Here is a 13,373-nt window from a genome sequence, read left to right on the forward strand (position 1 = left end):
GTTAATCCTTATAGAATTTTTGATTTAATATAAAGCCTACTTATAGTTGAAGATTAAGGTGCGTCAATTGATAAGTAATAAATATAACTTAATTATACTAACTTATTTTTTATGGGAACTGTAGTTCAGCTAAGAAACCAAATAAATAATTCATATTATCAACTAAAAGATTCAGTTGATGAAAAATTAGTTTTAGTTGAAGAAAAGATTAAATCAAAACTCCTTAGTGAAGTTGATTTAGTTCAAAAAATGACCGAATATCATATTGACACGGGTGGAAAAAGATTAAGAGCTTTATTAACTCTTGGTTCTGCTAAGTTATGTGGCTACACTAAAGGAGGTCGAGATATTAATTTAGCAGCATGTGTAGAAATGATACACGGGGCTACTTTAATGCATGATGATGTCATTGATCTTGGAAATATTAGAAGAGGTAAAGAAACATTAAATTCAATTTGGGGAAATCACTCCTCCGTATTAATTGGAGACTATCTTTTAAGTAGATGTTTTGAGATGATGGTGGAAGATGGAAACATTGAAGTTTTAAAACTTTTATCTTCAACTTCATCAAAAATTGCTCAAGGAGAAGTATTACAACTACAGCACAAGGGTGAAGTTGATATGTTAGAGGAAACCTATTTAAAAATTATTACAGCAAAAACAGCTGAACTTTTCTCTGCAGCAACTAAAGTTGGTGCAATTTTATCTAATAAAGAAACAAAAGAAAAAGAAGCGCTAGAGTTTTATGGAAAAAACTTAGGCTTAACATTTCAAATTGCTGATGACACTTTGGATTACAATTCTGATCTAAAATTTTTTGGTAAAAAAATTGGTAAAGATTTTCTTGAAGGTAAAATTACGCTACCTGTCATCTTATTATTTCAAAATATATCCTCGATAGAAAAAGATAAATTAAAAAATATTTTTAAACAAGAAACAAGGTCAAATGAAGATTTAAATTTTACTTTAGAACTTATTAAAAAATACAATATAATTAATGAATGCTACAAAAAAGCTGAACATTTTATTAATCTTGCATCAAATTCTTTAACTGTATTTAAAGATAGTGAAGAAAAAAAGATTTTAGAAAGTCTTACTTCATTTAGTCTACAAAGAACCTTTTAAGGACTTAATAAAGATTTAGCCCAGTTACTCTCATTATCTTTAGTATATTTTAGTCTTTCATGAATTCTACTATCTCCATCTAACCAAAATTCTATACTTGAAGGTATTAAATTCCAACCTGACCAATACTCTGGTCTTGGAACATCATTTTTATTGCTATATTTTTTTTTATATTCTTCTATTGAGTTTAAAAGTTCATCTCTATTATTTAATATAGTGCTTTGTTTTGAGGCCCATGCTCCAATTCTGCTCTCATAACCTCTACTATTATAATATTTATCTGCCACTTCATTAGAAACTTTTTGTACCGTTCCATTAATTCTTACTTGTCTTAGAAGGCTTTTCCAATGAAAGCACATTGATGCTTTCGGGTTATTTTTTAATTCATTTCCTTTTTGACTATTTAGATTGGTATAAAAAACAAATCCATCTTTGTTAAAGTCTTTTAATAAAACCATTCTAATTGATGGGCAGTTATTTTGATCTGATGTGGCTAAAGCTAGTGCATTTGGATCATTTAATTCTGTTTTTTTTGCTTCATTCATCCAAACTTCAAATAAATCTATTGGATCTATTTTATCTAAAAAGCATTTATTAAGGCCTAATGAGTTTTTTTGATTCATAATTTTAACAAAATAATCTATATACTATAGATAATGTCATTTAATACTTTTGGAAAGCAATTTCGTTTCACAACATGGGGAGAATCTCATGGTCCTGCATTAGGCTGTGTCGTTGATGGTTGCCCACCAAATATAAACTTAAAAGAGCAAGATATTCAAGTTGAGCTAGATAAAAGAAAACCAGGACAATCAAAATTTACAACACAGAGAAAAGAAGATGATAAAGTACAAATTTTATCAGGTGTATTTGAAGGCAAAACGACTGGGACGCCTATTTCTTTAATTATTTACAATCAAGATATGAGATCAAAAGATTATGGAAATATCAAAGATAAATTTAGACCTGGGCATGCTGATTTTACATACTTTAAGAAATATGGAATAAGAGATTATCGTGGTGGTGGAAGATCCTCTGCAAGAGAAACGGCTGCAAGAGTTGCTGCAGGTGCAATTGCTAAAAAAGTTTTAGAAAATAAATTAGGTAAAAAATTTAAAGTTGTAGGTGCTGTTACTCAACTGGGAATATTGGGATGTGATACTAGCAAATGGAACGATCTAATAATTAATAAAAATCCTTTTTTTTGTCCTGATAAAAATATGCTAAAACTTTGGGAAAAATATTTGCTAGATATAAGAAAATCTGGATCATCTTGTGGTGCAATTATTGAGGTAAGAGCTAGAGGCATTCCTGTTGGCTTAGGTGCTCCAATTTATTCTAAACTAGATATGGATATTGCTTCTGCAATGATGAGTATTAATGCTGTTAAAGGTGTTAACATTGGTTCGGGAATGAACTCTGCACAATTAAGTGGAGAACAAAACTCAGATGAAATTTCACAAAAAGGTAAAAAATTAAAATTTGATTCTAATAATGCAGGTGGAATTCTTGGTGGTATTTCAACGGGACAAGAAATTGTTGCTTCATTTGCTGTTAAACCAACTTCATCGATTTTAACAACTAGAAAAACTATAGATAAGTTTGGAAAAAATACTACAATTTCTGTTAAAGGTCGGCATGACCCTTGTGTTGGCATTCGTGCAGTTCCTGTAGGTGAAGCAATGATGAATTGCGTTTTATTAGACCATTACCTAATGAACAAAGCTCAGTGTAGCTAATTTTTTTAAATTTAATTTTTCACTACTTTTATCGACTCTTTTGTAAATAAAATATCTAGTATTTTTTTTGATATTTGAGATGCATTAAGACCAGCAACATCATACATTTTTTTTGGACTATCTTGTTCGATAAAAATATCAGGTAATATCATGGTTCTAAATTTTAAACCTTTATCGAATATACCTTTTTCTGATAATAAATTTTCTACGTGAGAGCCAAAACCTCCAATAGATCCCTCTTCTACAGTAATCATAACCTCATGTTCTCTCGCACACTTTAAAATAAGCTCTTGGTCCAAGGGTTTAGCAAAACGTGCATCAACTATTGTTGATTCAATTCCTTTGTTTTTTAATTCTGTGGCTGCAATTTTGCATTCTTCCAATCTAGTTCCTATACTTAAAATACAAACTTGTTTTCCTTCTTGAATAATCTTTCCTTTTCCTATTTCTATTTTTTCATCTATAGATGGTAATTCCATTCCAATGCCATTTCCTCTTGGGTATCTAATAGCGCAAGGTTTGTCGTTAATAATCATAGATGTATTTATCATTTTAACTAATTCTGACTCATCGCTTGGTGCCATTACTATAAAATTAGGAAGAGTAGAAAGATAAGTAATATCAAATGAACCAGCATGTGTTGATCCATCAGCACCTACCAAGCCTGCTCTATCAATTATAAACCTTACAGGTAAACTTTGGATAGCAACATCATGAACTACTTGATCATAAGCTCTTTGTAAAAAAGTCGAATAAATTGCAACATATGGTTTATAGCCTTCTGTAGCCAGTCCTGCAGCAAAAGTAACACCGTGTTGTTCAGCAATTCCAACATCAAACGTTCTTTTTGGAAAATCTTTAGCAAAAATATCCATGCCTGTTCCACCTGGCATAGCAGCAGTAATCCCTACAACCTTACTGTCTCTTTCTGCATGCTTCACTAAAGTGTTTGCAAAAACCTTTGTATAAGTTGGAAGATTTGTTCCACTTTTCACCTGTTCACCAGTTATAACATTAAATTTTGAAACACCATGATAATGATCACTAGCTTTTTCAGCATAAGAATAACCTTTACCTTTTTGAGTTTTTACATGAATCATTATTGGACCTTGATGCTTCGAGTCTCTTGCATTTTTTAAAATTGGTATGAGTGTCGACAAATCATGTCCATCTATTGGACCGACATAATAAAAACCTAAAGAATTAAAAAGAGTACCACCAGTAACAGCTGATCTTAAAAAATCTTCAGCTTTTCCAGCTTTTGCACTAAATCTTTTAGAAAAAGCAGAAGTTATTAATCTAAAAGTTTCCCTTAAACTAAAATAAATTTTTCCTGTTAACAGCTTGGCTAAATAAGTTCTCATAGCACCTACTGGCTTCGCAATTGACATATCGTTATCGTTTAAAATAACAATCATTTTAGTTTTTGAAGCGCCTGCGTTATTCATTGCCTCATATGCCATACCCGCACTAATTGCACCATCTCCTATAACTGCAATTATATTGTTTAATTTATTAGATAATTTGCTTGCTTCTGCCATACCTAGAGCAGATGATATTGATGTTGAACTATGTGCTGCACCAAATGGATCATACTCACTCTCAGATCTTTTTGTAAAACCAGACAATCCATTACCTTGTCTCAAAGTTTTAATTTTTGACTTTCTTCCAGTCAAAATTTTATGTGGATAAGTTTGATGACCCACATCCCAAATTAGTCTGTCATTTGGAGTGTCAAATACGTAATGTAAGGCTACAGTTAACTCAACAACCCCAAGACCTGCACCTAAGTGTCCTCCCGTTTCAGATACTGCATCAATCATCTCTTTTCTAACTTCGTTAGAAACTTCTTGAAGATTGTTCTCTGATAATTTTCTTAAATCAGAAGGAAAATTAATATTTTTTAAAAATTTATAGTCTTGCATTATTTATTTCTTTTTAAAATGTAGTCCAAGGTTTCATCTAAACTATTAGTGTTTGAGCTATATTTATTTAAATCATTAATTATTTTAGACTTAATTTTGTCAGCATATTTAATAGCATTTTGATATCCTAGTAAACTGATTAAAGTAGCTTTACCTTTTTTCTTGTCTTTACCTGTTATTTTACCAGCAATGACTGTAGAGCCTTTAAAGTCTATTAAATCGTCAGCAATTTGAAATAAAAGTCCGATATTTGATCCTATATTTTCAAAAAATTTTATTTGTTTATTACTTTTTCTCTTAATAATAACTGGAACAGCAGAACAAAAGCTAAAAAGCTTGCCAGTTTTTTTAATTTCCATATCTATAATTTTACTTTTAGAAACTTTTTTTTTTTCGAAACTGAGATCTAAATATTGACCACCAGCTATTCCTAGATGTCCAGAAGTCTCCGATAGTTTTTTTACTAGATCTACTTTTATTTTTTCATTTATCTTTAAGCTCGAACTAACTAAGATTTCAAAAGCCATTGTTAAAAGTGAGTTTCCCGCAAGCACTGCTGTGGATTCTCCGAATTTGATATGTGTAGAAATTTTTCCTCTTCTTATCCTGTCATCATCCATGCAGGGTAAATCATCATGTATTAGTGAATAAGCATGAATGCATTCAACCGCTGCACCAATAGCAATTAATGTTTTATAATTAATTTTAAATATAGACCCTATATCAATTAAAATTTTCGATCTAATTTTTTTTCCACCTGGAAATAAACCATACTCCATAGCTGCAACTAATTCTGTTCTTTTCTGTTTCTTAATAAATCTCTTTAAAAATAAGTTTGTATCCTTTGCTATTTTAGAAAGTTTATTTTGCATTTTTTTTTGAACTTATATTGTTAATCTTTTTTTTCGTTTCTTCATTGATTGTTTTTGAAGTTTTATGAAATTTTTTTTCAATAATATTATTTAATTTTAATAATTGCTGATATGAATCAATTGAATTCTCCAAGTCTTTTTCTGTCTCTAAAGATTCAAGAATATTATTTGCTTCTTTTGTTAACTCCTCAAGAGACTGTATGTTATTATCAGGTGGTAAATTTTTATCTTTCATATAATAATAATTATTAATACATGAAATCTAACCAATCAAATATCAAAAAAGCAATAAAATACCTCAATAAAAATTACTGTATTGGTGTGCCTACTGAAACTGTTTATGGTTTAGCAGCTAATGCATACAAGAATTCAGCAGTAAAAAAAATTTATAATCTAAAAAAAAGACCAAAAAACAACCCTCTAATTGTACATTATCACGATATCGATTCTCTTAAAAAAGATTGTTTGATAAATGATAATTTTACAAAACTTTATAAAAAATTTTCACCTGGCCCAATAACATATGTATTACAATTAAGAAAAAACTCTAAGATTTCAAAATGTGTTACTAATAATAAGAAAAGTTTAGCAGTAAGATTTCCAAAACACACAATATTTAAAAAATTACTAAAACAGCTAGATTATCCATTAGCTGCACCTAGTGCTAATATCACAACTAAAGTAAGTGCTGTTAAAGCAAAAGATGTTAAAGAAGAATTTGGTAATAAGATTAAATATATTTTAGACGGAGGTACTTGCACTATTGGAATAGAATCTACAATAGTTAATCTTACAGGTAGGCCAACTATACTAAGATTGGGAGGTCTGGATATTTTAAAAATTCAAAAAACTTTAGGTTTTAAGATGAATATATCTACTAATCCTAAGAAAAAAATAGCTCCCGGTCAATCACGCCTACATTACTCTCCTGGTATTCCTCTAAGAATGAATGTCACAAAACCAAAAAACGATGAAGCTTTCATAATAATTAAGAGAAAAAAAACTAAACACAAAAATTATTTTTATTTAACTTCCAAAAATAATTTAGATGAAGCAGCAAAAAATCTTTATTCATGTCTAAGAAAAATAAAAAATGAGGGCTATAAGTCGATTGCTGTGGAAAAAATTCCCAATATAGGACTTGGTAAAGCTATAAATGATAGATTACGGAGGGCATCAAAGTATTAGACATCTAGTTTCGTTGTGGTGCGCCTGCTAGGAGTTGAACCCAGAACCTCCTGATCCGAAGTCAGGCGCTCTATCCAGTTGAGCTACAAGCGCATATAGTATTAATATTACATTTTATGGAAAAAAACATTAATTTAATAGTTGGAGAAGATGAAAATAATATCAGACTTGATGTATTCATCAATAAAAGAGAGAGTTTAATTAGTAGAACTAGAATTAAGAATTTAATTCTTAAAGAAAAATTAAAAATAAATAATCAGATTATTAATAGTCCATCAAAAAAAGTACTGTTTGGAGATGAGATAGATCTTCAAATTCCAGAACCTAAAGAAGCATCCTTAAAGCCATATAATTTTAAATTACAAATTATTTATGAAGACGATGATTTACTAATAATCAACAAGCCAGCAGGCATAATTATGCACCCAGGTGCAGGAAATTATGATGAAACAATTGTTAACGCCTTAATGCATTATAACAAAGACTCCTTATCAACAATAGGTGACGAACTAAGACCTGGCATAGTTCATAGGATTGATAAAGATACGTCAGGATTAATAGTTATTGCAAAAAATAATGAGACACACGAAAACTTATCACATCAATTTAGTGAACACACAATTACGAGAGTTTATCAGCTCTTAATTTGGGGAAAGCTTAGACCTTCATCTGGAAAAATTGATACGTTTATAACTAGAAGCTCAAAAAATAGACAGATGATGGAAGTTAGTAATTCTAAAGGCAAAAGAGCAATCACAAATTACAAAACAATTGAGATTTTTGAAAATGATAAAACTCCTACATTAAGCTTAGTGGAATGTAGATTAGAAACTGGAAGAACACATCAAATAAGAGTTCACATGACACATATGGGTAATAGTATTATGGGTGATGGCAAATATAAAAAGAAATATAAAAAACTTAAAAATATTGACACTAATTTGGAAAACTTAATTTATAAATTAGATAGACAATTTCTACATGCTCAAACATTGGGGTTTATTCACCCCAGAACTAATGAGGAGATGACTTTTACCTCAATTTTGCCACAAGAACTTGAAAATATTTTAGTATTGCTTAGAAATATTGGCAAATAAGACCTTGAAATAATATTATAGTTAATTAAATAAATATAACTTATGAGTACTACAATAAATAGTAATCTTCCTGCACTTTCTAATGAAGGTGGTTTGTCTGCTTATCTAGAGCAAATTAAAAAATTTCCTATGTTGGCAGCAGAAGAAGAATATATGCTTGCAAAAAATTGGAAGGCAACAGGAAATGTTAAAGCTGCAGAAAAACTTGTTACTAGCCATCTAAGACTCGTTGCAAAGATTGCGATGGGTTATAGAGGATATGGTCTTCCAGTAAATGAAATGATTTCAGAAGGAAATGTTGGACTAATGCAAGCTGTTAAAAAATTTGAACCTGAGAAAGGATTTAGATTAGCAACTTATGCAATGTGGTGGATTAGAGCTTCTATCCAAGAATATATTCTAAGATCTTGGAGCTTAGTAAAAATAGGAACAACAACTGCACAAAAAAAATTATTTTTTAATTTAAAGAAAATTAAAAACCAAATCGCTCCTCAGTCTGAAGGTGATTTAAGACCTGAACATGTAAGTGAAATTGCTAACAAGTTAGATGTTAACAAAGAAGAAGTAATTTCAATGAACAGAAGACTTTCAGGCAAAGAATTTTCTTTAAATGCGCAAGTTGGAGAAGATGGTGACGAATGGCAGGACTGGTTGGTAGATAAAGAACTTGACCATGATTTAAAATTTGCACATCAAGAAGAGATGGGTCAAAGACAAAGTTTACTTAAAGATTCTATAAAAATTCTTAATGAAAGAGAAAGAGAGATTTTATACTCTAGAAGATTAAATGATGAGCCTACAACGCTTGAAGATTTAAGCAAAAAATACAAAATTAGTAGAGAGAGAGTTAGACAAATTGAAAACAAAGCATTTGAAAAGCTTCAAAAACACATGTTGCTATCTGCTAAATCTAAAAATTTACTTCCAATAAACTAAACCTCAAAGGGGTTCTCTAAAAGAATTGTATCTTCTCGTTCGGGGCTTGTTGAAATACTTGAAACTTTTGTTCCAATAAAATTTTCTAATGCATAAATATAATTTTTGGCATTTTCTGGTAAAGCTTCAATATTTTTTATTCCTTGGGTGGAACTTTTCCATCCAGGAAAAGTTTTATAAATTGGTTTAATTTTTAACTGATCCTCAACTGCAGCTGGTAGGTAATCCATCTTCTTTCCATCAAGCTCATACTCAACACACATCTTAATTTCATCTAATTCATCTAAAACATCTAATTTAGTTAACGCTATTCCGTCTATGCCTGAAATTTTAATTGTTTGTCTAACCAAAACACCATCAAACCAACCACATCTTCTTTTTCTACTAGTGACAGTACCAAATTCTTTTCCTCTAGAACCAAGCAATTCTCCAATATCATCTGTTAACTCAGTTGGAAAAGGTCCTTCGCCAACTCTGGTAGTGTAGGCTTTTGTAATTCCAAGAACATAATGAATAGAGTTAGGACCACAACCAGTTCCTGTAGCAGCACTAGAAGCTACTGTATTTGATGATGTTACAAAAGGGTATGTTCCATGATCCACATCAAGTAGTATTCCTTGCGCACCCTCAAATAATATTCTTTTTTTTTGTTTTTTAAATTCATCAATTCTAAGCCAAACAGGTTGAGAAAACTTTAATATTTCTGGAGCAATCTTTAAAAGTTCTTCTTTAAGTTTATCTTTTTCAAAAATTTTTTTACCTAGCCCTTTTCTAATTGCATTATGATGAAGAAGTACTGTTTCTAATCTATGGTCTAGATTAGTCTCAGATCTTAGATCCATAACACGGATTGATCTTCTTCCCACTTTATCTTCGTAGGCTGGTCCAATTCCTCTTCTTGTTGTTCCAATTTTTCCTTTTCCAGCAGCATCTTCTCTTATTTCATCCATCTCTCTATGAAATGGTAAAATAAGATTTGCAGATTCTGAAATTATAAAATTATCTACGTTAACCTCAACACCCTTAGCTTTAATTTCCTCTATTTCCTCTAATAGTGCCCAAGGGTCAACAACAACTCCATTTCCTATAATAGAAATTTTATTTTTTCTTACAATCCCAGAAGGTAGTAGTCTTAATTTATAAGTTATTCCATCAATTACTAATGTGTGTCCAGCATTGTGTCCTCCTTGAAAACGAATAACAACATCTGCTTGGTCCGATAGCCAGTCGACTATTTTACCTTTTCCTTCATCACCCCATTGAGATCCAACAACTACAACATTTTTCATTATCTAAATTTTTTTTCTACTGTTACTGAACTTAAATGGTTTATAGGTCCATGACCTTTACCAAGTTTAAGGTTTGAATTTATTGAATTGTGTACATACTTAGTTGCAAGCTCACAAGATCTCTTTAAGGTTTTTCCACATGAAAAAAATGTAGAAATAGCAGAAGAAAGGGTACAACCAGTGCCATGTGTATTCCTGGTTGTAATTCTTTTATTTTTAATAATAAAAATTTCATTCTTGTTTACAAAGATATCTTGGACAATTTTAGAATCTAAATGACCACCTTTTATAAAAACATTTTTTGCTCCTAGTTTTATTAGTATGCTGGCAGCAAAAATCATATCTTCTTTTGTTCTTATTTTAGTTTTAGTTAATATTTCAGCTTCAGGAATATTTGGAGTTATTAAACTAACTTTTTTAATTAGTTCATTTTTTAATAACTGAATTGCCTTATCATCAATAAGTTTTGCACCACCTTTAGCAACCATAACAGGATCTAAAATTATCTTTTGAACTTTAATAAGATTTAATGAATGAATTACTGATTTTATTACTTTTGTAGAGTGCAACATTCCAATTTTTACAGCATCAGGTTTAATATCTTTTGAGGTAAATTCTATTTGATTTGAAATTTCCTTTGGATCAATTGGTACTATTGATTTTACACCAGTTGTATTTTGGATTGTGACAGCTGTTATTGCTGTCATTGCATATGAACCTAAAGCAGTAATAGTTTTAATATCAGCTTGAATGCCAGCGCCACCGGAAGAATCTGATCCAGCAATAACTAATATTTTAGATTTTGGTTTCAATTTATTTAATTTTTCTTAATACAATTTTCAAACATTTGTGAAGCAATTTACTATTATAACTCTCTCCCATTACTCTAATTTTAGATTCAGTTCCTGAGCTTCTAACTAATATTCTACCTTGTCCTTTAATTAATTTTTCTGCTAATTTTATAGAATTTTTAATATCAATACTTTTAATTATATTTTTATTTTTAACATCAATATTTTCCAATATTTGTGGAGTTTTCTTAAAGGTATTAAAAAAACTACTAGCTTTTTTTCCTTTTCTTAATGAAAATAAAACTTCTAAAGCAACTAACAAGCCATCTCCAGTAGTTGCAAATTTACCTAAAATAATATGTCCAGATTGTTCACCACCTAAATTAAAATTATTTTTTTTCATTTTCTCTTTTACAAAACGGTCTCCTACATTTGATCTTAGGAATTTTATATTATGTAGTTTAAAAAATTTTTCTAATCCATAGTTAGACATTAAAGTACCAACCACACCTCCTCTTAACATTTTTTTTCTTTTCCATCTCATTGCTATTGCAGCAATCATTTGATCTCCATCAATTATAGTACCTTTTTCATCACACATAATAATTCTATCGGCATCTCCATCAAGCGAAATTCCTATGTCTGCTTTATATTTTTTTACTGCTAACCTAATTTTATTTGGAAAAGTAGAGCCACAATTTTTATTAATATTAAGACCATTAGGGTTTATCCCAATTGAAAATACTTTGGCACCTAAGGATTTTAATAATTCAGGCCCAGCCTTGTATCCAGCCCCATTTGCACAATCAATCACTATTCTTAAACCCCTAAGGTTAAAATCTTTTGGTAAATTACTTTTTAAAATTTTTATATAATCTCTATTTGCAGTTTCTAACCTTTTTACACGACCTAATTTTTTTGGTTTTGATAAAGATTTTTCAATTTTTTGATCAATTAAAGTTTCAATTTTTTTTTCAATCTTAGTCGACAGTTTTAGCCCATCAGGTCCAAATAGCTTTAACCCATTGTCATGATATGGGTTATGAGATGCCGTAATCATAATTCCCATGTTAGCTTTCATAGTTTTTGTTAACATCGCTAGGCCATTGGTTGGAAGTGGGCCCAATGTATAAACGTGCATCCCAGCCGATGTAAGCCCTGATACTAGTGCAGGTTCTAAACTATACCCTGATAGTCTCGTGTCTTTAGCAATTATTGCTATTTGTTTTATTTTTTTTTGAGTTTTAAAGTAAGTTCCTGATGCAAGACCAAATTTAAAAAACATGTCTCCATTAATATTTTTACTATTAACGGTACCTCTTATTCCATCTGTTCCAAAATATTTTTTTACCATTAATTTTTAATTAATTCTTTAAATACCTTTATACTTTGTCTTAATTCATTCACGTCATGAATTCTTAGGACTTGAACTCCTTGCATTATTGTATACATGGAAGAGGCTACTGTTCCACCTAATCTTTCTTTGCTATCATTTTTTCCAGATAAATCCTTAATAAATCTTTTCCTAGAAAGCCCAAGTAGTATAGGAAAACCAAGAGTATGAAAAATAGAAACACTCCTAATTAAATTCATATTATGTTTCAAATTTTTTCCAAAGCCAATCCCTGGATCAATCATGATATTATTATGTTTTATACCCATAGACCTTAAAAATTTAATCTTTTGTTCAAAGAAATCATAAATATCTAATAATTCATTTTTATATTTAGGATTTTTTTGCATTTTTTCTGGTGTTCCTTGTGAATGTTGAATTACAAATGGAGTTTTATTTTTTTTCAATACTCCAACTGTTTTAGGGTCATAACTTAGACCTGACACATCATTTATAAGTTCAACTCCCAACTGAATACCTTTATTCATAATTTCTGATTTTCTTGTATCTAGTGATAGTGGAATTTTTTTATCAATATCTTTTAATATTTCTTTAATTCTGTCCCATTCTTCTTTTTTACTTACAGGTTTAGATCCAGGTCTTGTTGACTCGCCACCAACATCAATAATGTCCGCTCCAGATTTAAATAAATTCTTTGCTTGAGATATTCCTTTTTTCTTTTTATTAAACTTGCCCCCATCAGAAAAGCTATCTGGTGTTAAATTTAATATACCCATTATATTAGGAATTTTATTAAAATTTAAACTCGAAAAATTTTTATTTTTTTTAACAATATTCTTAAGATCTTTATTAATTTTTTCTTTTAGTAATTTGGGTAATTTTTTTATATCCTTAAGATCAATTTTTTTGATAGAAGTTCGTGTAAGAATTTCAATTTGTCCAAAGGAAATTTTCTTATTACCATTTAGTGGGAAATTCTTTTTTTTTCTAACTAATTCAATCGAAAATTTACCGTAAGCAAAATTACACACTCTTGTGTAATATTTTTTCATTTAGT

The 13,373-nt window shown here is 29.9% G+C and carries 13 protein-coding genes and 1 tRNA gene; 5 read left to right on the plus strand and 9 right to left on the minus strand.

The annotated features are described in order from the left end of the window. The first annotated feature begins 111 nt into the window (after positions 1-111). Positions 112-1,125: a polyprenyl synthetase family protein gene (locus E5R92_RS03015; protein ID WP_168606632.1), complete on the plus strand. Its 1,014-nt coding sequence runs from the start codon at positions 112-114 to the stop codon at positions 1,123-1,125. Here E5R92_RS03015 and pdxH read toward each other — a convergent pair. Beyond that, positions 1,122-1,748 carry a pyridoxamine 5'-phosphate oxidase gene (gene pdxH, locus E5R92_RS03020; protein WP_168606633.1) on the minus strand — a complete coding sequence of 209 codons (627 nt, stop codon included), beginning with the start codon at positions 1,746-1,748 and terminating at the stop codon, positions 1,122-1,124. The genes E5R92_RS03015 and pdxH overlap by 4 nt on opposite strands. A 33-nt stretch (positions 1,749-1,781) precedes the next feature. On the opposite strand from pdxH, the gene aroC reads away from it, so the two are divergent. Continuing rightward, positions 1,782-2,864: a chorismate synthase gene (gene aroC / locus E5R92_RS03025; RefSeq protein WP_168606634.1), complete on the plus strand. Its 1,083-nt coding sequence runs from the start codon at positions 1,782-1,784 to the stop codon at positions 2,862-2,864. Positions 2,865-2,875: 11 nt separating this feature from the next. On the opposite strand, the gene dxs is transcribed toward aroC, so the two are convergent. From dxs to E5R92_RS03040, 3 genes are read right to left on the minus strand one after another with little or no spacing between them, the layout of a single operon-like run. Then, on the minus strand, positions 2,876-4,789 hold the full coding sequence (gene dxs, locus E5R92_RS03030) for a 1-deoxy-D-xylulose-5-phosphate synthase (RefSeq protein WP_168606635.1): 1,914 nt from the start codon (positions 4,787-4,789) through the stop codon (positions 2,876-2,878). Continuing rightward, the gene (locus E5R92_RS03035; RefSeq protein WP_168606636.1) at positions 4,789-5,661 is read right to left on the minus strand and encodes a polyprenyl synthetase family protein; all 873 of its coding nucleotides are present in this window, start codon (positions 5,659-5,661) and stop codon (positions 4,789-4,791) included. Before E5R92_RS03035 ends, dxs begins: the two co-directional genes overlap by 1 nt. Further along, positions 5,651-5,896 (minus strand): exonuclease VII small subunit, encoded by a 246-nt coding sequence (locus tag E5R92_RS03040; RefSeq protein ID WP_168606637.1) that lies wholly within the window; start codon positions 5,894-5,896, stop codon positions 5,651-5,653. The genes E5R92_RS03035 and E5R92_RS03040 overlap by 11 nt, the downstream gene beginning before the upstream one ends. A gap of 20 nt (positions 5,897-5,916) precedes the next feature. Between E5R92_RS03040 and E5R92_RS03045 the strand changes: the two genes are divergently transcribed. Further along, positions 5,917-6,849: an L-threonylcarbamoyladenylate synthase gene (locus E5R92_RS03045; RefSeq protein WP_168606638.1), complete on the plus strand. Its 933-nt coding sequence runs from the start codon at positions 5,917-5,919 to the stop codon at positions 6,847-6,849. A gap of 16 nt (positions 6,850-6,865) precedes the next feature. Here the strand turns inward: E5R92_RS03045 and E5R92_RS03050 are convergent. Continuing rightward, positions 6,866-6,942, minus strand: a tRNA-Arg gene (locus E5R92_RS03050). Between the two features lie 23 nt (positions 6,943-6,965). Between E5R92_RS03050 and E5R92_RS03055 the strand changes: the two genes are divergently transcribed. Continuing rightward, positions 6,966-7,946 carry an RluA family pseudouridine synthase gene (locus E5R92_RS03055; RefSeq protein ID WP_168606639.1) on the plus strand — a complete coding sequence of 327 codons (981 nt, stop codon included), beginning with the start codon at positions 6,966-6,968 and terminating at the stop codon, positions 7,944-7,946. A 42-nt stretch (positions 7,947-7,988) separates the two neighbouring features. Continuing rightward, on the plus strand, positions 7,989-8,882 hold the full coding sequence (gene rpoH / locus E5R92_RS03060; RefSeq protein ID WP_168606640.1) for an RNA polymerase sigma factor RpoH: 894 nt from the start codon (positions 7,989-7,991) through the stop codon (positions 8,880-8,882). On the opposite strand, the gene E5R92_RS03065 is transcribed toward rpoH, so the two are convergent. From E5R92_RS03065 to folP, 4 genes are read right to left on the minus strand one after another with little or no spacing between them, the layout of a single operon-like run. Next, on the minus strand, positions 8,879-10,171 hold the full coding sequence (locus E5R92_RS03065) for an adenylosuccinate synthase (RefSeq protein WP_168606641.1): 1,293 nt from the start codon (positions 10,169-10,171) through the stop codon (positions 8,879-8,881). The genes rpoH and E5R92_RS03065 overlap by 4 nt on opposite strands. Then, entirely contained in the window at positions 10,171-10,983 is an 813-nt protein-coding gene (thiD, locus tag E5R92_RS03070) for a bifunctional hydroxymethylpyrimidine kinase/phosphomethylpyrimidine kinase (protein ID WP_168606642.1), read from the minus strand. Before thiD ends, E5R92_RS03065 begins: the two co-directional genes overlap by 1 nt. Before the next feature lies 1 nt (position 10,984). Then, positions 10,985-12,316, minus strand: coding sequence for a phosphoglucosamine mutase (glmM, locus tag E5R92_RS03075; protein ID WP_168606643.1), 1,332 nt, complete (start codon positions 12,314-12,316; stop codon positions 10,985-10,987). Further along, the gene (gene folP, locus E5R92_RS03080; RefSeq protein ID WP_168606644.1) at positions 12,316-13,368 is read right to left on the minus strand and encodes a dihydropteroate synthase; all 1,053 of its coding nucleotides are present in this window, start codon (positions 13,366-13,368) and stop codon (positions 12,316-12,318) included. The genes glmM and folP overlap by 1 nt, the downstream gene beginning before the upstream one ends. Positions 13,369-13,373: the final 5 nt, after the last annotated feature.

Source organism: Candidatus Pelagibacter giovannonii (assembly GCF_012276695.1).
In the GTDB taxonomy this organism is placed as follows: Bacteria; Pseudomonadota; Alphaproteobacteria; order Pelagibacterales; family Pelagibacteraceae; genus Pelagibacter; species Pelagibacter giovannonii.